Origin of the sequence: Shewanella sp. N2AIL (assembly GCF_022690845.1) — a bacterium.
GTDB classification, from domain to species: domain Bacteria; phylum Pseudomonadota; class Gammaproteobacteria; order Enterobacterales; family Shewanellaceae; genus Shewanella; species Shewanella baltica.
The window spans coordinates 63,664-86,277 of record NZ_JALBYT010000011.1 but is presented as its reverse complement, the minus strand read 5'-3'; the positions used below and the strand labels follow the sequence as shown (position 1 = coordinate 86,277).

Genomic DNA, 22,614 nt, shown 5'->3' with positions numbered 1-22,614 from the left:
GCCCTGCGCCAAGCAGCGCACTCTCGAACCAATTTGCCGCACAGTGGCGGACAACTATGGAGGACAAATGCCCGTAGATAACTCAGAAAACGATCACACCGGACATAGTCTCGACCAGTTAAATCAAGCGCTTAGCAGTGGCATGTTTGTGCACGTGCGTAACATGCTGCAAAAAATGGCCGCCTCCGATATCGCGCTGATCTTAGAATCCTCCCCCCCCAGCGCTAGACAAGTGCTGTGGCAGCTTATCGATCAGGAACAAATAGGCGACATACTCGACGAGTTAAGCGAGGAACTCAAAGATCCGCTGATCCGCAGCATGAGTCCTGAGCGGGTTGCGAAAGCGACGGCGAGCATGGACACCGATGATCTGGCCTATATTCTGCGAAGTCTTCCCGACGCCGTTTACAAGCAAGTGCTGCAGTCGATGACAGAACAAAACCGCCAGCGGGTAGAACAGGCTTTATCCTATCCCGATGAGACCGCCGGCAGCTTGATGAACACAGATACAGTCACCCTAAGACCCGATGTGAATATCGATGTGGTGCTACGCTATCTTCGTCAAAGGGGCAACCTGCCCGACACCACAGATACCTTATATGTGGTCGATAAACAGGACAAAGTGCTCGGCGGTGTCAGGCTGGCAGATCTGCTGACTTGCGCGCCAAGCACCACAATTCGCAACATCATGGACCCCGATATCCAAAGTATTCCGGTGAGCATGTCCGACAGTGAAGTGGCGCAGAAATTCGAACGCAATGACTGGGTATCAGCTCCCGTCGTTGACAGCGATGGCAAGCTGCTAGGACGGATCACAATCGATGACGTGGTCGATGTTATCCGCGAAGACGCCGAGCATTCCATGATGGGGATGGCGGGGATGGACGATGACGAGGATACTTTTGGCCCAGTGCTAAAAAGTACCCTACGTCGCTCACTCTGGCTCACGATTAACTTGTTCGCTGCACTGCTCGCCTCCTCTGTCAGCAATATGTTTGAAGGCACTATCGAGCAATTTGCTACCATCGCTATCTTGATGACAATTGTCCCTAGCATGGGCGGTGTGGCCGGTAATCAAACCTTAGCGCTCGTGATCCGCGGTATTGCCTTAGGCCATATAGGCCAAAGCAACGCCCGTTGGCTTATTGGTAAAGAATTATCGATTGGCTTTCTAAATGGCTTAATGTGGTCGATTTTGGTGTTTATTGCCGTATTGCTGTGGAAGGATGATATGGCACTGGCGGGCTTAATTGGTAGCGCCATGCTGATCAATATGACAGTGGCAGGTCTTGCAGGTGCGAGTATTCCATTGATTTTAAAACGCCTTAAAATCGATCCTGCCCTCGCGGGCGGCATGGTGCTAACCACAGTCACTGACGTGGTTGGTCTGTTCGCCTTCCTCGGATTAGCCACGCTCTACCTGATGCACTAACGCACTAATTCTTTAACGCTTTTACAGTTTGAGTTGATAACAAAAACGGCACCAAAAAGGATGCCGTTTTTTTATCTCGCTGAAAAACTAAATAAGGCTATTTTGCCGGAGGTTGAAAACCATAACTGCTCAGAATCGCTTGGCCTTTTGTCGATAGAATAAACTCAGCTAATGGCTTAGCGGCAGTATTAGCGCCTTGTAAAACCAGTAAACCATAGTCGGCCCCCACGGCGAGCTCCTGCGGTAAGTCAATGATTTGTAGACTCGGCACTTCTTGTTTAGCTAGCACAGCATTAGTGCAATAGGTTAAAAAGATATCCGCTTGTTTGTTTTCCATCACCCAGCCATAAGGATTGCGATCTTTAGGCGGTTTAGCACTCTCAGGGCCGCCCGTCAGTTGCAATGCCTTGGTCTCTAATGCGACTTTCGCATTGGGTTTTACCGCTTCTGCCTTAGCAAAAACGGCCCAGGCATAGTCCCCCGCCGGATCGGCTTTCGGGGTTGAAGTGCCAACTTTGACCTTAGGATCTAACAAGGTATCGAGTAGCGTTGCGCTCGTCACTTGGACATTATCTTGGGCAACCGCGCAGAGTTGATTACGGGCAAACATTTGCACTGCTTTACCCTGACCCGCATCCACTAACGCCTGCGGATGTTTCATGTTGGCCGAGGCAAAAATATCGACTTTCTCGCCCTCTTGAATGCGTTTCAACAATAAACCTGAGGGTGCATATTGCGCAGTAACACTCGTGTGCGACTGTGCTTGATAAGCGGCAATAATATCGTTCATCGCAGTTTTTAAGCTGCCAGCGGCGCGCAATTCTATCGGCGCAGCGCCCGTGGTCACTTCGGCTTTCATCGGTATTCCTTGTACAGCAGCCACCATGATGGCAGGGCTTAAACTCAAGGCGACTAACAGGTGTTTGCTTATCATAATCATATTCTCCTCTGGGCGCTAAAAGTCATTTTGGTGACTTATCCCCATACAGAACGTGAAATCGATAAAGGGATCAAGCTGAACTCATCCCAAGGCAAACCGCTGTGATGTGATTGTGGTGTAGATCACCCATAACACAGGTTAGCAAGGACAAATTGTCTAGCTAAAATCCGCGAGGCACTCATGGCTAAATATCCCGAACACGGACACAAAAAAGTCGCCCTCAGGCGACTTTTGTAAAACGGATAATGCTGAACTACTGACCCGTCGGCGTTAATACAATCTCAACACGGCGGTTTTGGGCGCGGCCATTGGCATTGGCATTCGATGCAATTGGACTCGCTTCACCCATGCCTTTTGATTTTACACGGGCAGAGGCGACGCCTTTGCTCATCAAGTAATTACCCACTTCGCCCGCACGCACTTGTGACAGACGTAAATTGTACGAGTCTGAGCCACTGCTGTCGGTATAACCTAATACGTTAAGCTGCGTTTTGCTGTATTCCTTGGCCACAAGCGCCACTGAGTTCAACACGCGTTTAGCGCCGTCACTTAACTCGGTTTGATCTACGCCGAAGGTGACTTCATTAGGCATGTTCAAAATGATGTTATCACCGCTACGGGTTACACTCACGCCAGTTGAAGCAAGTTGTTGGCGTAATTTGGTTTCTTGCACATCCATGTAATAACCAATACCACCACCGACTGCAGCGCCTGATGCCGCACCAATTAACGCACCTTTACCACGGTCGCTTTTACTCGAAGAGACGACGCCAATGGCAGCCCCTGCAACAGCACCAATCAATGCGCCACTGGTCGCTTTAGCGGTTTGCTCTTCGTTTGAATAAGGATTGATTGTTGTACAACCCGATGCAACTAACGCGGTCGTTAATACCACTATGGCTAACAGGGATGGTTTAGATTGCGCTGCCTGAAAACACTTCATCATTTATAACCTCTTTATATGATTGATGACTGTGAATACTGCTCAAAGGGCAAGAAATATCACTTCACACTAAATAATACGAATGACCTAGGGATTGCCACAAGGCAGGCAGTATATACCCAAACAACCTGAAGATGCAGGATTCAGCGGGAGTTTAACGCACTTTAGGCAAGGCGGTTATTTGCGGACCTAGTGGACTAAGTTAAAAATAACCAACGCAGCATAAAGTGCGTTAAAACCCGCCGGGACGGAGCGCCTAGGGCACTCCACTTCCGTGTTTCATCAATTCAAAAGGTGGCCGACATTCTGTCATTGATGCGCCTTGAATTGAAGCACCCTAGGCGCTCTGAAACTCGTATCTTCAGGTAGCTTGGGTATATAGACAATTACGCTCGAGACAATCCTTTATCCATATTCAATTCTGCTAATCCAGATTGTAGTCAGCAAAGATACAGATTTCGGGTTGCGATCGTGCCTTAGACAGCCCTGTACCATATCAAGCCGATGGCACCGAAATAGTGCGTCTTGCACTGTTTTTGGCAGCACTAAAAAATCACGCTGTTTTAATCGAATATACAACACAATGATTTTAATGAATAAAATAAAAATTAGAATATTGGCACGAATTTTACATACTACTAAGTGAGTAGACAGTCAGACGCGGTAGAAATCGCCGAAAACTCAAGTCGACTTCAACAGGATTAATCCAAATTAAATGGACCTATCGAGACAGAAAATGCACTCGAGTATTTAGGGTCATGAAGGAGGAAGTATGAAAACAGTCATGAACTTTATCGCACTATGTCGCCACGAATGGATCTGTCTGCGCCACCTAGGCCTGAGTCAGTGGGATTTAGAACAGCGTCAATATCCTCAATAACAGGCAACACAAACGCTCATATTTTAGTTAGAAAGCAGTAAGTAAAAGAGGGAACGCTCATGGGAATCTCAGAAAATAGTCTCAAGCTACATGTTATCACCGAGGTTAAAGTGCAAGGTCGCTTACTATCGGATGTTGCACGTCAATACGGTCTATCTGCCAAGGCAGTCTACCAATGGGTTCGGGAAAGCGATCTACAACCCCAGCAAAGAGAATGCGCATTAATGAGCGAGATTGCCCAACTGCAGAAAAGAATTAAACAGCTCAATAACGAGCTACGCACCATAGGTTAAGCGCTGCATGGCAATTGAGTGCCTGTACAACAAACTAAACGTGCCCGAATAGACAAGGCCGGACGAGATTGCATATCGCCCTGCTGATAACGCTAACGATGTAAAAGATGTGCTAACAACAATAATAACAGCGCCCTTTTTAGTCCGGCCTTGTCGTCCAAATTGATAGACCCAACGAAGATTGGGAAAGAGTATTAACAGCAACAAACGAATAGGGACAATGCAAAAGTTTCGGCAAGACTGGGGAGGGAGTTATCTCCCCCAAGATCAAATATGTGAATTGTGCTCCCCCAAGTCATGAACATATTTCTCTCTCTGGTCTTGTCATTTTATTCACAGTTCTATGATTGCTAGCTTGTTTGTAGCAACAAGGATGGCTCCAGCTTCTATTGGGGATTAAGCCAAGGATTGGCTAACGCCAAAAATTAAATAACAATAATAAAATCAACAATAAAAATAATAGTGACACTTAATTTTTAGCATAAAAAAGACGCTACTTTGAGCGTCTTTTTTATGGGCGAAAACAATGACTGACGATTAATAGTCTTCTTCGTTTGCCTCTTGGATTCTTTGTTTACGCTCTTGCGCCTCTTCAAAGGCCGCTTGAATTTCCTCTAACACGGCACTGACGTCGGCTTCGACCAACACTTCGGTAAACTCACCGGTTAATGGCGTTTCAGGTTTTAACTCACCCGCTTCAAACAGGGCCCAAATCTCTTTGGCGTATTGTGTTTTCAACAGCTCAGGAGCATACAGGCCATAGTATTGGGTCATATTATTCACATCACGCGCTAACATCCATTTGGCATGGTTATTCGCAGCGGCATCGACAGCTTGAGGCAAGTCAATAATCACAGGCCCTTCGCTATCGACTAGCACGTTAAACTCAGACAAGTCACCGTGCACTAACCCAGCACAAAGCATACGTTTGACATAGGTCATCACCAACGCATGATCTTTCAGGGCTTTTTCGGCCGACATACTGACATCGTTTAATCTCGGCGCCACATGTCCATCAGCATCCGTCACTAACTCCATCAGCAACACGCCATCGAAACAACCATAGGGTGTTGGTACACGCACACCTGCATTTGCTAAACGATAAAGCGCTTCAACCTCGGCATTTTGCCAAGCTTCTTCCTGCTGATCGCGGCCAAATTTAGACCCTTTTTCCATCGCACGCGCACGACGGCTATTGCGGACTTTTCGGCCTTCTTGATACAACACAGCTTGCTTAAAACTGCGCTTGTCCGCTTCTTTATAGACTTTGGCACAGCGGATATCATCACCACTGCGTACAACGTACACAGTCGCTTCTTTACCGCTCATTAACTGGCTAATGACCTCATCGACCAGTCCTTCATCAACCAGGGGTTGGATTCGTTTCGGAGTTTTCATAGCGCCCTTATACCTTACTTAGGCATGATATGGAATACTGCGGGCAAATCTTCATACAAAAGCGGTCTCCAGCGGAAGTTTGATGAATATAGTTCAGGATTATTAAACGAATTTTAAGTAAAAACTAATGCACTTGCGTGTTAAACACAATACCAGATTTACTGAGGACTTTGGCAAAGAAAGAGACTGAAAATGAAGCTTAAACTAAAAGAATATTCTTTTCCGCCAACCTGTATAAAGCAAGAGGTAAAACCACAGCCTCGATCCTGCTGCGAACATTCAAATTCAAGACCGCTCAAATAGATATCCGAGCTAGGTTTACGTAAAAACTTAACTCACACAAATAAGGCAATCACACTTCCCACAGTCGCTGCGGCTTTCAATATTTGCCCAGCGCTATAATAAGTATCGTTCGAATCGCGAGTGTCATTAGGGGCGGCATCATCGGGAGCTGGCAATAGTGGTTTGCTCGTCGCAGCAACATCGGAACTGGGCTCAGCTTTGGGAGCAGCCAAGCCTAAAGCGCCATAGGTAAAGGATTTTAGTCCACTTGGCTCTGCAATCTCGCGGGGTTGATGAACCGATTTGGCCGTCGGTAATGAAGCAGAATGCGCCGATGAAACGGGTGAAATCATAGCTAACCCCAAAGCAGACATGAAAGTGTTAATCGCAAACTAACATAATATCAGCCGGTTATCATGCATCCATCCGTTAAACTGTGATGGATTTTGCCCAAAAAAGCGCATCTAAGACAGAATCATCGGCGGTATATAAAACTAGATCTCCCCCAGAAGAGCCTTTATCCTAAACGCCACAACATATAGAGAACTTGTCCATGCATTATCCCAGCCTTTTCCTCGCCCTTTCGGTCCTATCGCTCACTCAATGCAGCAGCTTATCGATTGAAGAATGCGCCAATAGTGATTGGTTTGCCCTAGGACTGGCCGATGGCAACCGTGGGACGAGCGCAGGGCAATTGAATCAATATCAAAAAGATTGCCGAGAATTTAATCTCAGCGTCGATACCGCACAGTGGAAACAAGGATACCAGCAAGGGTTAGCCAGTTACTGTCTTCCCGAAAATGGCTACCGCGTGGGCTTAGCGGGAGAAAGCTATTATGGGGTTTGCAGCAATAACACCTTCGTTGAACGTTATAATCAGGGCCATCAACAATATCTAACGAACAAACGCTTATCTGAAATAGCCGATCGTTTAAATGCCATCGATAGAGAGATAAGCAGTCTTGATGGCAAGATCAATAATCTCACCGATAAGGCCGACTTATTGAAACAGAAAAACAGCCTACTCAATGAGAAGAACCAACTGTTAGATGAAAGATCTCGCCTACGCAGACCCGATATGCGCTTCGAATTGAGATTCTAAGCCATAAAAAAACACTGAGCCCAATTGGACTCAGTGCTTAGGTTAATCCTATAGGTTAGTAGCTTTAAATTAATAGCATAAATTAGTGGTATAGATTTAGTGGTATAGATTAGTCAGTTCCACAGTCCGCTATTTTTGCGGCAATCCAGCAGTGGATTTAACGTTTACCCTTTGGCTAACATCGGCAAATTTAGCTTTTTTTAACCCCGCTGGACGCAGGAAAAAACCATAGTAAAGTAGGCTCGCCGACGTCCATGCTATGGCTAAACTCCATAAGTCATGGCTCAAAAAATGGGCGCCACGTAACTCTTGGCCGATACCAAACACGAGTCCCAAACCCACCCCAAAAATCAAACCAAACTTAGCTAAATGCGGACGATACTCACGCAGCACGTAATATAAGGCAACCCAGGCAAACCCGCCGCTTGCATGGCCGCCAGGGAAACATTGACCAAATTCAGCGCCTTCAGGTAAACGGGCAAACAGGGATGAATGCAGCATATGGCCGCCAAACTCAATCACATCCCACGGGCAAGTCATGTGAGTAACGCTCTTGCCAATGCGTACCAGCAACACACTCGCCAATACGCTACAAAATAAATAAATCAAACCTTTGCGGTACGGCTTAATCCTGTCACTTCGAAAACTAAAGGCAATGCCGACTACAACGCTCACCGCCAGCAAGATAACAAAGTTACGCCCAGCAACGTGCAATACATTTTCAGTCAGCCAATGGCCTCTTAATGGCCAAGAGTCAACGCCACCCTGCCAATGAAATAACAAAGTCGCCACTTTCATATCAGCATGAGTCCATTCGAGCCCAATGATGATCGCCGCAAACACTAATAGTGGCGCGATTAGATGCCCTTTGGCAAAATCAATAAATGTCATCCTAACATTATCTTTCAAATCGTTACTCACGCATAAATCCACTGACTAGAATATCTTTTGTTAGCGTAGCGCTGAATTCTTATCTAAAACTTAAGAAACACAATCGTACGATGCTAACAAAAAACTTACATCTCAATACAAGTAAATTTCTGCAAAAAAACTCACAACATGAGTAAAAAGACTATAGTTTATAAATAATATCGCGCCTCTAGGACTGAGCATTCATGCCATACAATTTCGCCATTAATCAGTCTCAAAAAGATCGTTTATTCGCCGACATTGCTATCGACACAGACAAAATCGTGGTTCCCCAAGTCATGGTTGCTAACTGGCAACAAACCTTAGATTTGCTCTCTGAATTGGTCGACACTCCTGCCGCGTTGATCATGCGTGTCCATCAAACCGATATTGAAGTGTTTACCTCGAGCCGTACTCAAGGGAATCCCTATAAAAAACACGACAAAGACAGTTTAGGCCACGGACTTTACTGCGAGACTGTGATTAAAGCAGGCAAGGAACTCCACATTCCTAATGCCCTAAAAGATAAAAACTGGGATAAAAATCCGGATATTAAACTCGGCATGATTGCCTACTGTGGCTTGCCTTTACGTTGGCCCGATAACAGCGCCTTTGGCACTATCTGCATGCTCGATAACAAAGAGCATAATTACAGCCAACCGTTTCGCAGCTTACTCGCTCGTTTTCAAAATGGTATCGAAGCCAACCTAGTCACCCTCTATCAACAGGCTAAGCTGCAACTGCACAATCAAGAGTTAGAGCAAAAAGTGCAACAGCGCACCCATGAACTCGCCGAACTCAGTAGCAAGCTCATCAAAGAAATCGAAAAACGGACCTCCACCGAAACCTCACTGGAATACCACAAAAGCTATGATCCACTGACGGGATTACCCAATCGTATCAATTTGATTAATAGCCTTTCGACCATGCTAGAAGAAGTGGATCGCAAGGAAAAGATTTCAGTACTCTATCTGGGGCTACGTAATTTCAAATCCATCAACGACAGCTATGGCTATTTGATTGGCGATAAAATTCTCACTATTCTCAGCCACCGTTTACAACACTATGCCGATGAAAACACCTTCATAGCCCGTATTGCCGGTGCCGAATTTGTGATTATTCAAGCCCATAAACCTTCGAATAACGAAACTAATAGACTCATCAATAAAGTACTTAACTGCTGTAATACCCCCTTTGGCGTGGCGGATTTTGTGATCACTATTCCATCGAGCATGGGTATAGCTCAAGCGCCCATCGATGGCATAGATGCTGCCATTTTGCTGCAAAAAGCGGGGGCGGCGATGACGATAAGCAAAGCCGATGGCTCAACTCACAGCTTCTTTAATCAAGATACTCAAGCGGCTTTGAATCTACGCTATCAACTGGAATCTCACTTAGTCGATGCATTGAACAAAAACGAGTTAAGCCTTCATTACCAACCCTTTATTAACTTAAAAACTCAAAAAGTGATAGGCGCCGAAGCCCTGCTGCGCTGGCACAACCCGATTCTAGGCAATGTCGCCCCAGACAGATTTATCGCCTTAGCAGAACGTAATGGGCAGATTATAGATATTGGCAATTTTGTATTGCATAGCGCGCTGGCTCAGGCGGCAAAATGGTGTCGTGAGCTAGATCAGGAGTTTAAAATCGCCATCAATATCTCCCCTTTGCAAATGCGCAATCCTCGTTTTAGCGAGCACATAGCTGACTTACTCACCCTCTATCAATTGCCACCGACCGCCCTAGAGCTTGAAATCACCGAAGGCATGTTGATGCAGGACGAGCACATTGCCCACAACGCCATCCAAAAACTGCAGGAACTCGGGATCCGCATCTCCTTAGATGACTTTGGTACTGGCTATTCATCCCTAAGTTATCTACAAAAATACTCTTTCGACACCTTAAAAATAGATCGCTGTTTTATCAATAAACTCGAAGAAAACGAACAAGATAGGGAGCTCACTAAAGCGATTATTGCCATAGGCAAGAAACTGAACTTAGTCGTGATCGCCGAAGGCGTGGAAACCCTAGAACAAGATGCCTTTATTCGTCACGAGGAATGCGACTTAGGCCAAGGCTACCTGTACGGTAAACCCATTACCGCAACACAGTTTGAGCAGGCATTTATCCATAAAAAAGAGCATTAAGTTCATCCTTAATGCTCTTTTTATCTCACGAATAAAAATCGACTGCACAATACTGCGTGAATAGTCATTTCCACAGACAGTTATAAATTACATTGGGATAGATATGTGTTGAAGACTAATGTTTGGGACCAGTAATTTTAGTCGTTAGCAGTTTAGCGTCTGCTGATATCCACTCATATAGGTTTACCATGGTATTTGCTCGTCGACTCGCAGCCAGTCCGTCCTTGGATGCTCGACCACCCCGTCCATGGGGCGGACGGTCGTCTCGCTAATCACCATGGCGCACCTTTTTGGCATTAGCGTAATCTGTAGATTTAAAAGCCTTACGCTGCACGCTTTTGGACTTAAACGTGTTAGTTCCAACACTCTAACCTGTAATTTTCGGATTAAAATCTCTATATGTTAATGCCCCTATCAGAGGCAATAAAATAGCTGTCAAACACTGCAAAGAAGTGTAATAAACAGCTATTTTTTCCTTTGAATTTGCCAGAAAATTAATATGCCACTACAAATAACTATTTAATATTACTTTGTTGAAGGATTAGTTAAATCTATCATCCATGATCTTAAATCCTTCCATAAAACGATATCTCTTGGCAGCACTAATTCGTCCTTGTTCTTCACATCTACAGCAGATTCCGTTAATGGAACTAATTTTCCATTTTGCCTTACTTCGGATATATAAAAAGTATTATGAGGTAAATCATTAGGCGGGATCCGCCAATAACTTAAGGTCACTTTAGATTCTGAATCGCCGCTAAAGTAGGATGTAGTGAGCCAGTTACTTTTAAGTTTCGGAACTCGTGACAAGCAATCCTCGAATCTAGTTCTTTCATCTCCTTCACGTTTATAAATAACATCGTTAGCAAAACCACCACGTTCTTCAATAAAAAGAAGGTATCGTCGCCCTGGTATAAGTTCTTCTTTAGAGCCCAGGGTCAACTGGTCTGAATTGGGTTTAGACAAACTTTCATTTACCCTAACTTTATTCTTGTATCCGCAAAGCGATTTGTCGCCTAAACTTACCTTCCATTTGGGTGTATGTGTCCACTCAATCATTTCCGATGAAATAACAGTTACGTCAACGATGTTTTCAGCTGACAACACTGCCTGTGCTAAATCTTGACGAATAAAGCGTGCATCAGTGCTTCCTGCATACAGTAAAAAAAGAGCTAGTCCATAAGTAATAATCTGATTATTCATCAAAGCTAACCTTTGTCGCATTGAAACGTTCCAGTAATTGTGAACACTTTCTAACATTACTGAAACTTGGTCAATATGTCTGTAACTGGCAGAGCTAGTTTGATAAAGCGAAGCAAGCTTTGAGGTATCAGGGTGACAGTCAAATACAGGCCATTCCAGTATGAACTAAAGACAAGCATTTTTAGTAACATTATTAAAGTTTGGTCAACGACTATACGTTTCATTTAGCCTGTCTAGGTGCTCAAAACACGGAATTGGTTTAGCTAAGCTAACAGCGAAAAGGTTGGCTGAGATTGGCATTGTTGCAACAGTGACCGTTGGCGGCATGGATATCGCCGTCGAGCCTATAGGGATATATTTACGGCGAGTCACTGAGGTAATAATGACAATTCATGCTGCACAACTGAAGACAAAGTAAGATAACTTTGGGGCAATAGCTTTTTAGCTAAACGAACAGCGACAGGGTTAGTTAAGATTAGCACTGTTGCAACAGTGACCTTCTAAAACATGGATGATTAAAGCAGCGCCCATCAACCTAGGTCGCGGCTTTACATCTCACTATAGGGATAGGGAAACGAGACTAGTCTGCTTTGATGACGGCTTGTTTTAGTATTTCTTGGTCATTTTTATACACCACTAGCTCGCCTGGAGGGCTATCACTGGTGCCTAAGACGGTGACATAACAGTGATACTGGTATGGGCCGCTGCGAAATTGGAATGAATGATTCCCACCGCTACCGTCGAATACGAGTTTCCCCTTGTTCAGCACTAAATCTGGCTTTTCGCTCAATGACTTACCCTTTGCCCAAGCGGCATAACGATATTGGTTGTTGCCCATATTATCGACACGAATAGTAAACTTAGCGGTTTCCCAAGTGAATTCAGGGCTCACGAACTCACTCACGCTCGCATGTAATCCCGTTTGTTGCTTGGCGATTAGCTCAGCTTTCAGTTTTGCCTCTGCGGGTGTTTGAGCGTTAATGCCAATAATCTTGCCGTCAAAATCCAGCCACACCACACCGTTGCCGAGCATAATGCCGCGCCACCCCATAGTCTGCCAATCGGCTTCAACCTTAGAATGAGCAATCTGCCCAAGCAGCTGTGGATCGAAGACTTGGTTGAAACGTGCAACCATTTCCTGAGTATTTTGAATCGCTGGGATAGGATATTCACGTTTAAGTGGGTAAGCCACTCGCTTAGCAATGGCTTCTGGATCATTCGCTTTGGCCGCATCGATAAGCCCTTGCACCAGAGGAATATATTCCTTTGGTAATGCCTCGTCGGCCGCATTCACTGTGCTACTTAACCCCATAGCACCGAATATTAAGGCGGCATAACATAGGATTTGCATCAATTTAGCTTGGCCGAAAACAGCGTTTTTTATTGCCTTTAATGGTGAGGCGAGTGACATCTTTATCCCTTATATCCAAACGTCTCTGCTGAGACCAAAAACCAAGAATAACATAAGTACACAGGACAAAAACCTAAGCTGATTGACGCAATGCCTGACTAAACCGTCAGCAACAGGTTAGCGTAAATCGCCAGCGCGACCGACATAAAGATAACCCCAATAATTGCATCGATAATCGGTGTCAGTCGCTGCAATTTAAGTTGCACCTGCGCCTTAGATAACATCACAGCCACAAAGCCAAACCATGCTAGCGACAGCGATAACAACAAGATAGCGGCAGCGATTTTAGTGCTTGTGGTAACGCTTGGAGTAATCAAGGCCGAAAACAGGGTTAAGAAAAACACCAATGCTTTGGGATTCAATAGATTGGTATAAAGCCCAGTCAAAAAGCCTTGCCTGCGCGACATAGGTCCACCTAAGCCACCAGCAATAGACGCCGCGCCTTCAACGTCAGCAGAAAGAGCATCAACCTTTGTCCCAGCATTTGTACTGGCACTCACTTTACGTTTAGCCAGTATCGCAAGGCCTGCACGCAGGGCACCAAATCCCATCCAAGCTAGGTAAGACGCGCCTACGATTTGCACCAATAAATACAGAGTGTGCGAACTCTTAATGAGTAGACTCACGCCAGTTAGGCTCAAAATCGTGTGGGCTAAAATGGCCATTGAAATCCCCACGGCGGCGGCAATTGCCGTGCCCCTAGGCTGCTGAGTGGCAATCTTCACCATAATAGCGAAATCGGGTCCGGGGCTGATCAAGGCAACCGTGTGGATCACGGCCAAGGTGAGTAATAAAGATAAATCCATAGAGATGCGGCTCCGCAAGAAAAAGTAATAAACGATAACTGAGGCGGCCAGTATGGCCATTTGTCGCCGGGCTGAATTGTAATAAATTGCACGATTCTGTTTTATTCGAATCGGCAGTCGTCGAAAGACGGAAAAACTAGAGCATGCGCCGCTGAAATTGCACCGGCGATAATAGGAATGCCTGCTTAAAGGCTTTATTTAAATGGCTCTGGTCGAAAAATCCGAATTGCTGCGCCACATCCGCCACTAGAGCGCCATGGCTTAAGGATTTTTTCGCCAACTCTAAACGCACCCGCTTGAGATACGCATGGGGTGTCATCCCTGTTGCCTGTTTAAATTGCCGTAAAAACTGAAACTTACTTAAGCTCACTTCATTGGCTAAGGTTTCAAGCTGAGTATTATGCCAAGGCTCATCGTGAATTCGCTGCTTGACTAAGCTCACCTGTAACTTAGATAACCCCAGCTGTTGATTCGGTTTAGATATGCCAGATGAAACGCCGCTTGGGTAACGCTCCAGCAGCAGATGAATAAAGTTCAGTAAGTGGGACTCGCCAGCGAGCGCACTGCATTGGCCTTGGATCAATAGCTCGTGTAGCTGAATAAAATATTGATAAAGCGTTGGGTCATCCACCATAGGCGCGCTGAAAAAGTGCTCCTTCAAGCCCAGTTCTTGGCTGACTTCATTCATGTATTCCACGGGGATAGACATGACTTTCACCCGATAACCGTCGGCATCGCGGCTCTGGCCATCGTGGGTTTCGTCGGGATTTAAGGTCGATAGACTGTGCTGACCGAGTTGGTAACGACTGCCCTTATTCACAAACTGCTGCGCACCTTGGGTGACCACACCTAAGTGGTAATCCAGATGCACATGTTTATCAAAGCTGAAATGCGTGAATTCCGCCTGACTCAGTTCTATGCCTGATAAGCTGGGATGACGCCAATAGTTAATGTTTTCAATCGGTGTTGCTGTGCTCATCGCTCGCGGCTATTACCTATAAATCAGCATAAAAACTGGGGAAACTCAAATCCACTAAGGTTCATTCTAGCCTTCATTGTCAGCGCGGGAATAGTAAATTATTGCAGCCATATGGTTAATGCGAATGACTGCCGTGTCCGCCTTGGGCTTCAATCGCTTGGCCTTCGCTGTTGTAAAAACCGCTGCTGCCATGCTCGATAAAGCCTTGGTTGATCATCTTAGCGATAAAGGGATCGGACTCACTGTCGCCGACATCGGCAAAATCAATATCTTGATAATCTTGGGTTAATACCACAAAAGCATCGCTAGCAAATGGCTCTACGCCCACCAGCTTGTAGGCTAGATTCGGTTGAGATTGACCTAAGATAAACTCAGCGGGCAGGCCGATGGCATCAATCCATACCAGCTCACTCTCCAAGCCGTTAACCTTACCTTCAAAGCCTTGAGTCGCAAAACACGCCTCTTGTTTAGCATGTGTCTTGGTCATATGGGTCGGCAATGCGGGCGATACTACATGGTACAACTGGTCACGATCGTGCTGAATGTTGAGTGCGCGCAAGTCACCTTTGCGGTAAGTCACAGAACGTTTTTCAGCGGGGAAATAACGCACGTACTCGCCATTGTTCGACCATTGTTCAAATGTTGATCCATCACGCTGAATAATAAAGTCTTGTCCGTTACGGATGAGGGTCATTTGCCATTGCTGGCCCTTGCCATTGGTCACTTGATATTGAGCCTTTAAATGCTCGGCTTGTAGCGTTGGACACTGAGCCTCTTGCGCTGCCATAGCAACACTTGGCAGAACTAAGCTGGATAACATTAGAGCCAATAGACGGTTTTTCATTAGACTTCTCACTTGCTGAACAGGGTAAACACTTAAGCTTTTGTAAACGCTTTGGTATGTTAAATCGTTAGGCTAAAGGCCTATGGATGACATATGCCATCCATAGGCACTGCTTTTACTTAGCTATTACTGCACTATTTCTTACTTCACGATGCAGAGACTAAGCGGGTCTTACTTAACGGCAGCCGCTTCAGCTTTAGCCACTAAATTTGCCGCGCGATTCATCACGTGGAAAATGTGGTTCTGCTCAACCGTACCTTGGATAAGATCCGAACTTGGGCCGCGGGCGAAAATCGCCACATCTTCCCCAGCATGGGTTTCATCGCTTAATGGCACTAGGGCTTCTTGGTGGAATCCGGCGCTTTGGGTATCAACAAAGTTCAAATCCTTACGTCCTGAGTCCACTGGGAAGTTGTAACGCTCATCGCCACCTGTTGCTAATGACGCATAGCCCATGCCGTTAGCGTAACCGACTGTGGTATATGGCAAACCGTTAGCATCGGTAGAGTTAGTCACTTCAGCAACGCCATTGGCGTCGTTTGACTTCACTAAACCTAGGATAGGGTTACCACGGGTTGGATAACCTGCAATAGTGAACACATGGCTGTGATCCGCGGTAACCATTAACAAGGTATCGTTGGCCGAGGTTTTTTCCATCGCCACACGTACCGCTTCAGACAACGCCACTGTGTCATACAGCGCACGCGCCGCATTACCCGCATGGTGAGCGTGGTCGATACGGCCAGCTTCAACAATCAGCACGAAGCCTTTTGAGTTTTTCTTCAGAATATCAATCGACTTAGCGGTCATTTCCGCCAGTGATGGCTCGCCAGTCACGCCCGCTTCGGTGCGGTCGTAGTCGTATTCCATATGCGATGAGTTGAATAGGCCTAGCAAATGATCTGTGCTTGCTGCATCCACACTGAGGAAACCGTCTCTGTCTTGCACGTAAGCGGCGTTAGTGTATTTGCTCATCCACTCGGTTGTGAGGTCGCGGCCATCGTTACGCTTACCCGCTTTACCTTCTGGATCAATGGTCGTCTTAGGAATAAAGCTACGGCGACCGCCACCCATCATCACGTTAAGACCGCTGCCGTAGTTAAAGTCGAGCATTTGCGCGGCGATATCTTTACAGCCATTAGTCACAGCTTCGGCTGGTAGGTTTGAATCGGCTTCCCAGTCACGTTCTGGCACATGGGCGTAAGTCGCCGCTGGGGTTGCGTGGGTTAAACGCGCCGTTGTTACCACACCCGTTGCCATTCCCGCCATTGCGGCAAGCTCGAGTGACGTCACCAGATTTTGATCTTTAGTCGAAGCACAGTTAGCACGTACTACGCCTTCGGCCTGTGAAATCACACCGACATCGGTTTTGACACCTGTCATCATCGCCGACATAGTGCCTGCAGAATCCGGCGTTTGGCCGTCGACGTTATAGGTTTTAGAAAGACCCACATAGGGCAAAGTTTCGAAAGATAAGGAGTTTTCTTCGCCCGTTTTGCCTTTGAGCTGGCCTTCTAAAATACGTGCGGCGGTTATGGTCGATACGCCCATACCGTCACCCACAAACAGGATCACGTTTTTCGCGGCGCCCACATCATTGTTAACCGTTAAGCCTTCGGCTTTAGTCACGCGAGCTTGGGCATCGACATACCACTGATTCACAGCAGTCCAGTCTTTACCGTTGCTACCGTTCGAGCCATTTGATCCATTGCTACCCGGAGTGCCCGCGGCACCATTATCACCATCGCTACCGCATGCGGCTAAACCCAGCATGGCTGAAATCGCGACTACCAGTAATTTCTTATTCATTTTTTGCTCCAAAAGTGAGGACTCAGTAACTAATTCGGGATTAGTACTTAGTGCCGCCAAGCTGCTGCGCTTGGTTGATAATGTGGAAGATCACGTTCTGCTCAATCACGCCCTGAACCAGATTCGAACCTGGACCTCTGGCATGTAGGCTGATGTCTTCACCGGCGTGAGTCTCACTTTCCATTGGGATAAGCGCTTGTTGCATAAAATCTTTATCTTGCGTATCGACTGAGGTTAAGTCGTCACGCACACCCACCACAGCACCTGGGCCGTTGGTATAAGCCAGCGTGGTATAAGGCTTGTTGTCATTCGCTGTCGCTAATGTGCCATCGACGTTATGCACTAAACCTAAGATAGGGTTACCGCGTTTTGGGTAGCCTGCGATAGTGAACACATGGCTGTGGTCCGCTGTTACCATGATCAAGGTATCGTCGCTGCTGGTTGCATCCATTGCCGCTTTCACTGCATTAGATAATTCAACCGCATCGGTCAGGGCACGGCTCGCATTGCCCGCATGGTGACCATGGTCGATACGGCCAGATTCAACGATCAGCAAGTAGCCTTTATCGTTCTTCTTCAAAATATCGAGGGATTTGGCGGTCATTTCAGTCAGTGATGGCTCACCAGCTACGTCATCGGCGCGGTCTGCTTCGTATTCCATGTGCGATGGATTGAATAGGCCGAGTAAGTGATCTGTGTTGGCGGCATCAATGGCGTCGAAGCCTTTTTTGTCCCACACGTAGGCAGATTTGCTGAAGTTATCGACCCAAGCTTTGGTTAAGTCTTTGCCGTCTTTACGTTTACCGGCTTTGTTCTCACCGTCTGTCACTTCTTTCGGTAAGAAGTAGCTGCGACCGCCACCTAATGCCACAGTTAACGCATTAGCTTCATCGCGCATCACCAATTGGCTGGCGATGTCAGTACAGCCGTTCGCCACCGCTTCGGCAGGTAAGTTGAAATCGCCTTCCCAATCGCGCTCAGGTGATTTGGCATAGGTTGCCGCTGGCGTGGCGTGGGTTAAACGCGCCGTAGTGACTATGCCTGTTGATAATCCTTTGGCATTAGCAAGGTCGACCAGAGAAACAAGTTCATTGCCTTTTGAAGACAAACAGTTACCACGTAAGCTGGTATCTGAAATAGAAATAATACCCGCCTTGGTTTTAACGCCTGTCGCCATGGCCGTCATAGTGCCCGCAGAATCTGGCGTTTGTTGGTTAGTGTTATAGGTTTTCACTAACGCCGTATGGGGGAACTGTTCGAAACTTAAGAAGTTTTCTTCGCCGCCTTGGTTATCAGCTTTGTCCTGCCCTTGCAGAATACGGGCTGCCGTGAGCGTCGAAATACTCATGCCGTCACCGACAAATAAAATCACATTTTTAGCGGTTTTTTTAGTGTCAACTTGAGCTTTAGCCACCACGTTTGCCGCACTGTCTTTAAACCACTGGCTGTCTGTTTGCGTTGCGGGCAGGACTGCAGCGTGGGCCACAACCGTCATTAAGCTGCAGGAGATAGCTGCAGCGATCCGTTTAATATTCATCACGTTCATCACCGATTTATTATTGAGTGTATGAGGGTATTCCCTGTAGAGGCGACCCGATTTTCAGGCATTTATGTGACGAATAAGCGTGATTTAGATGGCGGTTTTATTGCAGCTAAGTGTCAGATTTATTTCAACTAACAATATGCCAGACGTTAAGTTTGACCACCAGCATGGTGGCCAAACTGATCAAAAGAAGGGGTAATCTTAGAAATGGTAACTCACGCTCACTCTTACCATACGCGGCTCAACGGGATGATAATGCTGATCTTCAACCCCTTCGGCGGCTTCACCGGGTAAGCGTGAGGCATAAAAGTAATCTATGTCGTGATCTTTACTATCGAACACATTGAGTAGCTCAAGCTTAGTGTCAAAGCGGCGGAACTCATACCCTAGCGCAAGGTTAACTAATGTGGTCGCATCGGCCTTGTGCTCATTAAAACTGTCGAGCACCCGCTCACCAAGGTGGCGCACCCGTACACTCGAATACAAACCATCGCCGTCGGGTCGATAGGTGATGCCCGCACTGGCAACAAAGGGAACCGCACCATCGATATACTTGCCCTCTTCAAGCTCGTTTTCAGTGAATCTGGCATTGGTCCAGGCCAACTCCATATCGATACTGACGGCATCATTCAACCAATAATAAGCCGTTAATTCAGCGCCATAACGTTCAGATGCGCGACTCGGTTCAGTGTTACCGGCATCGCCGACAAACACGAGTTCTGAATCTAATTGCAGATACCAAAGCGCGGCAGAGAAATTGATAAAGTCCCTATCATAATATTTCACCCCAAACTCACCGCCATTGGAGCGCACGAGCAGATCGACTTTCTCGACTCCATCGCCACTCACTGGATCGACGTTAATGGTCGCACCGCGGGCATCGTTCGAATGCAATCCTTGGCCCGCATTCACATACAACTCAAGATTATCGCTCCATAAATAGGAAGCGCCCGCCTTAAGACTGAACATGCCATCGGACGCATCACCACTGTTCAGCGGATTATCACTGTCGACCTGTACATCGAAATAGTCGTAACGCAGCCCAAGGTTGAAGCGCCATTGCTCTGCGGGCAGCCACTCCACTTTGCCAAATATGCCGCTCGACAACTCTTGCACTTCATCAAGCCTGACGGTATTCAACCTTTGTCGCGCCTGAGTGCTATACAAACCCACAGCGCCAATATCGTCATAACGCACATCGCCACCCACACTGTAATTCAGTTGAGTGCCGCCAAGGTAAGTGTGCCAGTCGCGTTTCAGATCGCCACCCCAAAGTGTGCGTTCATCGACTTGTTCAAACTCATCGCCATTAACGGGATCATTTAAGAAGTAGGTAAAATTAGAGAATAAATTCATGGTCGAGCGAATGGCATACACATTCCCCTGCCAATCGCCCGCATCGTAATTGGCTGAAATGCTATAGCGGCTTGAATCACCGCCGACGTCTGTATCTAACGAGCCGTAAAAATCGATTAATCCTGAGTCTACCGCACGGGCGGGAATTTGATCCGCCGAATTCCAACTGTTGTCGTAGGCCATCATAGTCACGCTCAAGTCACCCTCACCGAGCCGAGTTAAATAACGCCCGACGACACTGACCTTACTCACATCCTCATCGATATCCGTCCACGGACCATCATAGGCTTGTACTTCACCGCCAAGAATAAACCGCCCTATATCCGTGTTTAACTCCTGCGTCGCCACCAGCCGCTGGTAACCATATTCCCCCAAAGTCACACCTACTTGGTTGTGGGGCAATTGATCAGCCAGCAGCAATTGGGCGGCACCCGCACCGGAAAAATCGGCCACCTCGGGATAATAAGCCCCTTTGGCATAACGGATCTCACCGATAAGTTCTGGGATCAAAAAGTTAAGATCGGTATAACCCTGACCATGCCCATGGGTGCGCATATTCACCGGCATACCGTCGACGCGGGTATTAAAGTCAGTGCCATGGTCCAAGTTAAAGCCGCGTAGAAAATACTGATTCGCCTTACCCGAGCCGCTGTGCTGAGTGACTATCATACCTGGCACAAATTCAAGGATTTCCCCCGTGCGCAATAGTGGTCGACTCTCAATTTCAGCCGCGCCGACTATCCCCTCAGATGCCGAGGTGCTATGGCCTAAGGTATTAATCTGCCTGCCGCGCACCTCAAGGCGTTCAATATTGTCAGTCGCCGCATCAGCCATAACCACGCTGGATAAACTACAGAGAGGTAATAACCATGCCATTGATAACCAAAGTTTTGATAACCGCATTCCTGATAGTTCACGTCCCGACTTCATCCCTTATTTCCTAGTACAAGTAATAGATGACGCCGATTTAACGCCTAATTCACACGGAAAAAGCCGATCGAGCTCAAACTCTGATGAGTAAAAAAACAGCAAAATACCGGAAAATGTTAATTCTATGTGTTGTATCGCACATTTTTAAAGGCAAAAGGACAAAATGTCCGCCAGCAGATCACATTTCAATGTCCTATTGATGCGAGTTCATGGAAACGAGTGATTTAACTTGAATAAAAATGAACCCATTTATTAGGCTAGCTATACTCTAGAAAACTCAACACGTTTAGGGACAGGCTATGCAGCGACGGAGCAATATGCGCATTTTTTGGGGGGTGATAGTCCTATTCTTTTGTTTCTCAGTTCCTGCGATCTGTAAATCCACAGCAGAAACTACAACGGCGCTTGCAGCTAAACCTATTATTACCATGGCGTTTTATGAGGACCCCAAACACAACTTTTACTTTAAATGGGCTGAGCTGATATACACCCAAGCCTTTGAACGCTTAGGCTATGGCTTCGCCTATCAAGTGGTTCCCGCAGTCCGCGCCAGTATGATGGCTGACTCAGGAAAAGTGGATGGTGAACCGGGACGCGTATTTCATTATGGTGAAAAATTTACTAACCTAATTCGCATCGAAGAACCGGTTGTCGATACCCGTTTAATTGCCTTCGCACATAATCCCAACATCAAGATTACTAACTGGCAAGCACTGCAAAAGAGTCGATATAAGATCGAATACTATCGAGGCGTGTTCCTCGCAGAACAAAAGCTAAAAGGACTCATTCCAAAGGAACGCCTGACTGAATCCTCATCCCCTGTAAGCTCTTTTCGTAAAATACTCCGCGACCGGATCGATATCTATATTGATACAGAGGCAAGCTCATTAGATCTATTACAAACGCCAGAGTTTCGAGGTAGCGAGATCAGCGCGATTGCCACCCTAGAAGAACTCACCAGCTATGGTTACTTAAATAAACGTCACGCGGCACTCGCCGTTAATCTTGCTCGGGAGTTAAAACAGATGAAGCAAGAAGGCATATTTGAAACCTATAAACAGCAGGCAAAAAAATCACTTAATGATGCAGTGAATAATGGCGATGCCCCACAATAACTTAATCGGCATCGCCAATCTTGTTTCAATTATTTCATTGACTTAATTTCAAAGCGTTTTAGTGTTATCTAAAGTATGTCGCTGACATATATGGCTTAACTGACAGAACATGAATGAACTGGCAGTGTATTGACCAACAAAGAGGCTGACCCACAACCAAACGGTATTTAGATTTAGCATGTGGAACAATCAACCTAAGGAACAGATGAATAGCAAAATAGTCCTCAAAAATTGCAGACAAATCGATTTACCCCTTCTCCCTAAGCTGCCCACTCTGAAGTGGTATTGCTTT

18 protein-coding genes are annotated in these 22,614 nt (G+C 46.4%); 5 read left to right on the top strand and 13 right to left on the bottom strand.

The features are described from left to right. Positions 1 to 67: 67 nt before the first annotated feature. Positions 68 to 1,432: a magnesium transporter gene (mgtE, locus tag MO387_RS08755; RefSeq protein WP_063882291.1), complete on the top strand. Its 1,365-nt coding sequence runs from the start codon at positions 68 to 70 to the stop codon at positions 1,430 to 1,432. A 97-nt stretch (positions 1,433 to 1,529) separates the two neighbouring features. Here the strand turns inward: mgtE and MO387_RS08750 are convergent, their stop codons facing one another. After that, positions 1,530 to 2,366, bottom strand: coding sequence for a molybdate ABC transporter substrate-binding protein (locus tag MO387_RS08750; protein ID WP_107946535.1), 837 nt, complete (start codon positions 2,364 to 2,366; stop codon positions 1,530 to 1,532). A 259-nt stretch (positions 2,367 to 2,625) separates the two neighbouring features. Continuing rightward, positions 2,626 to 3,315 (bottom strand): OmpA family protein, encoded by a 690-nt coding sequence (locus MO387_RS08745; RefSeq protein WP_107950119.1) that lies wholly within the window; start codon positions 3,313 to 3,315, stop codon positions 2,626 to 2,628. Positions 3,316 to 4,254: 939 nt separating this feature from the next. Here MO387_RS08745 and MO387_RS08740 point away from each other — a divergent pair. Then, positions 4,255 to 4,488: a transposase gene (locus MO387_RS08740; protein ID WP_107946534.1), complete on the top strand. Its 234-nt coding sequence runs from the start codon at positions 4,255 to 4,257 to the stop codon at positions 4,486 to 4,488. A 537-nt stretch (positions 4,489 to 5,025) separates the two neighbouring features. Here the strand turns inward: MO387_RS08740 and MO387_RS08735 are convergent. Together MO387_RS08735 and MO387_RS08730 are read right to left on the bottom strand one after the other, a co-directional pair. Further along, complete coding sequence (locus MO387_RS08735; RefSeq protein WP_106649407.1) at positions 5,026 to 5,886, bottom strand: PA4780 family RIO1-like protein kinase; 861 nt, start codon at positions 5,884 to 5,886, stop codon at positions 5,026 to 5,028. A 335-nt stretch (positions 5,887 to 6,221) separates the two neighbouring features. After that, positions 6,222 to 6,542 (bottom strand): hypothetical protein, encoded by a 321-nt coding sequence (locus MO387_RS08730; protein WP_107946533.1) that lies wholly within the window; start codon positions 6,540 to 6,542, stop codon positions 6,222 to 6,224. 179 nt (positions 6,543 to 6,721) lie between these two features. Between MO387_RS08730 and MO387_RS08725 the strand changes: the two genes are divergently transcribed. Beyond that, entirely contained in the window at positions 6,722 to 7,270 is a 549-nt protein-coding gene (locus MO387_RS08725; RefSeq protein WP_107946532.1) for a DUF2799 domain-containing protein, read from the top strand. Positions 7,271 to 7,399: 129 nt separating this feature from the next. Here MO387_RS08725 and MO387_RS08720 read toward each other — a convergent pair whose 3' ends face one another. Next, on the bottom strand, positions 7,400 to 8,161 hold the full coding sequence (locus MO387_RS08720; RefSeq protein WP_107946531.1) for a phosphatase PAP2 family protein: 762 nt from the start codon (positions 8,159 to 8,161) through the stop codon (positions 7,400 to 7,402). A gap of 224 nt (positions 8,162 to 8,385) precedes the next feature. On the opposite strand from MO387_RS08720, the gene MO387_RS08715 reads away from it, so the two are divergent. Further along, on the top strand, positions 8,386 to 10,326 hold the full coding sequence (locus MO387_RS08715; RefSeq protein ID WP_107946530.1) for a bifunctional diguanylate cyclase/phosphodiesterase: 1,941 nt from the start codon (positions 8,386 to 8,388) through the stop codon (positions 10,324 to 10,326). A gap of 525 nt (positions 10,327 to 10,851) precedes the next feature. Here MO387_RS08715 and MO387_RS08710 read toward each other — a convergent pair. The 8 genes from MO387_RS08710 to MO387_RS08675 all read right to left on the bottom strand — a co-directional run bounded on the left by MO387_RS08710 (position 10,852) and on the right by MO387_RS08675 (position 21,153). After that, a complete protein-coding gene (locus MO387_RS08710) occupies positions 10,852 to 11,529 on the bottom strand; it encodes a hypothetical protein (protein ID WP_234420995.1) in 678 nt (225 codons plus the stop codon). A gap of 580 nt (positions 11,530 to 12,109) precedes the next feature. Beyond that, positions 12,110 to 12,940 carry a hypothetical protein gene (locus MO387_RS08705; protein WP_107946527.1) on the bottom strand — a complete coding sequence of 277 codons (831 nt, stop codon included), beginning with the start codon at positions 12,938 to 12,940 and terminating at the stop codon, positions 12,110 to 12,112. 98 nt (positions 12,941 to 13,038) lie between these two features. Continuing rightward, positions 13,039 to 13,746 carry a LysE family transporter gene (locus tag MO387_RS08700; RefSeq protein ID WP_107946526.1) on the bottom strand — a complete coding sequence of 236 codons (708 nt, stop codon included), beginning with the start codon at positions 13,744 to 13,746 and terminating at the stop codon, positions 13,039 to 13,041. A gap of 136 nt (positions 13,747 to 13,882) precedes the next feature. Then, entirely contained in the window at positions 13,883 to 14,725 is an 843-nt protein-coding gene (locus tag MO387_RS08695; RefSeq protein WP_107946525.1) for an AraC family transcriptional regulator, read from the bottom strand. Between the two features lie 115 nt (positions 14,726 to 14,840). Further along, a complete protein-coding gene (locus tag MO387_RS08690; protein ID WP_107946524.1) occupies positions 14,841 to 15,569 on the bottom strand; it encodes a hypothetical protein in 729 nt (242 codons plus the stop codon). A 171-nt stretch (positions 15,570 to 15,740) separates the two neighbouring features. After that, positions 15,741 to 17,378: an alkaline phosphatase gene (locus MO387_RS08685; RefSeq protein ID WP_107946523.1), complete on the bottom strand. Its 1,638-nt coding sequence runs from the start codon at positions 17,376 to 17,378 to the stop codon at positions 15,741 to 15,743. 40 nt (positions 17,379 to 17,418) lie between these two features. Then, positions 17,419 to 18,915, bottom strand: a complete 1,497-nt coding sequence (locus tag MO387_RS08680; protein ID WP_107950117.1) for an alkaline phosphatase — start codon at positions 18,913 to 18,915, stop codon at positions 17,419 to 17,421. Positions 18,916 to 19,122: 207 nt separating this feature from the next. Continuing rightward, positions 19,123 to 21,153, bottom strand: a complete 2,031-nt coding sequence (locus tag MO387_RS08675; RefSeq protein ID WP_325050875.1) for a TonB-dependent receptor — start codon at positions 21,151 to 21,153, stop codon at positions 19,123 to 19,125. A 353-nt stretch (positions 21,154 to 21,506) separates the two neighbouring features. Here MO387_RS08675 and MO387_RS08670 point away from each other — a divergent pair, with 353 nt between their 5' ends. After that, positions 21,507 to 22,322, top strand: coding sequence for a hypothetical protein (locus tag MO387_RS08670; protein ID WP_107946521.1), 816 nt, complete (start codon positions 21,507 to 21,509; stop codon positions 22,320 to 22,322). Positions 22,323 to 22,614: the final 292 nt, after the last annotated feature.

Excerpts from the sequence above, each read along its gene's own strand:
- MO387_RS08670 (WP_107946521.1), top strand. The coding sequence starts at position 21,507 with ATGCAGCGACGGAGCAATATGCGCATTTTTTGGGGGGTGATAGTCCTA.
- MO387_RS08735 (WP_106649407.1), bottom strand. The coding sequence starts at position 5,886 with ATGAAAACTCCGAAACGAATCCAACCCCTGGTTGATGAAGGACTGGTC.
- MO387_RS08720 (WP_107946531.1), bottom strand. The coding sequence starts at position 8,161 with ATGACATTTATTGATTTTGCCAAAGGGCATCTAATCGCGCCACTATTA.
- MO387_RS08705 (WP_107946527.1), bottom strand. The coding sequence starts at position 12,940 with ATGTCACTCGCCTCACCATTAAAGGCAATAAAAAACGCTGTTTTCGGC.
- MO387_RS08690 (WP_107946524.1), bottom strand. The coding sequence starts at position 15,569 with ATGAAAAACCGTCTATTGGCTCTAATGTTATCCAGCTTAGTTCTGCCA.
- MO387_RS08745 (WP_107950119.1), bottom strand. The coding sequence starts at position 3,315 with ATGAAGTGTTTTCAGGCAGCGCAATCTAAACCATCCCTGTTAGCCATA.
- MO387_RS08715 (WP_107946530.1), top strand. The coding sequence starts at position 8,386 with ATGCCATACAATTTCGCCATTAATCAGTCTCAAAAAGATCGTTTATTC.
- MO387_RS08685 (WP_107946523.1), bottom strand. The coding sequence starts at position 17,378 with ATGAATAAGAAATTACTGGTAGTCGCGATTTCAGCCATGCTGGGTTTA.
- mgtE (WP_063882291.1), top strand. The coding sequence starts at position 68 with ATGCCCGTAGATAACTCAGAAAACGATCACACCGGACATAGTCTCGAC.
- MO387_RS08700 (WP_107946526.1), bottom strand. The coding sequence starts at position 13,746 with ATGGATTTATCTTTATTACTCACCTTGGCCGTGATCCACACGGTTGCC.
- MO387_RS08740 (WP_107946534.1), top strand. The coding sequence starts at position 4,255 with ATGGGAATCTCAGAAAATAGTCTCAAGCTACATGTTATCACCGAGGTT.
- MO387_RS08710 (WP_234420995.1), bottom strand. The coding sequence starts at position 11,529 with ATGAATAATCAGATTATTACTTATGGACTAGCTCTTTTTTTACTGTAT.
- MO387_RS08695 (WP_107946525.1), bottom strand. The coding sequence starts at position 14,725 with ATGAGCACAGCAACACCGATTGAAAACATTAACTATTGGCGTCATCCC.
- MO387_RS08680 (WP_107950117.1), bottom strand. The coding sequence starts at position 18,915 with ATGAATATTAAACGGATCGCTGCAGCTATCTCCTGCAGCTTAATGACG.
- MO387_RS08675 (WP_325050875.1), bottom strand. The coding sequence starts at position 21,153 with ATGGCATGGTTATTACCTCTCTGTAGTTTATCCAGCGTGGTTATGGCT.
- MO387_RS08750 (WP_107946535.1), bottom strand. The coding sequence starts at position 2,366 with ATGATAAGCAAACACCTGTTAGTCGCCTTGAGTTTAAGCCCTGCCATC.
- MO387_RS08725 (WP_107946532.1), top strand. The coding sequence starts at position 6,722 with ATGCATTATCCCAGCCTTTTCCTCGCCCTTTCGGTCCTATCGCTCACT.
- MO387_RS08730 (WP_107946533.1), bottom strand. The coding sequence starts at position 6,542 with ATGTCTGCTTTGGGGTTAGCTATGATTTCACCCGTTTCATCGGCGCAT.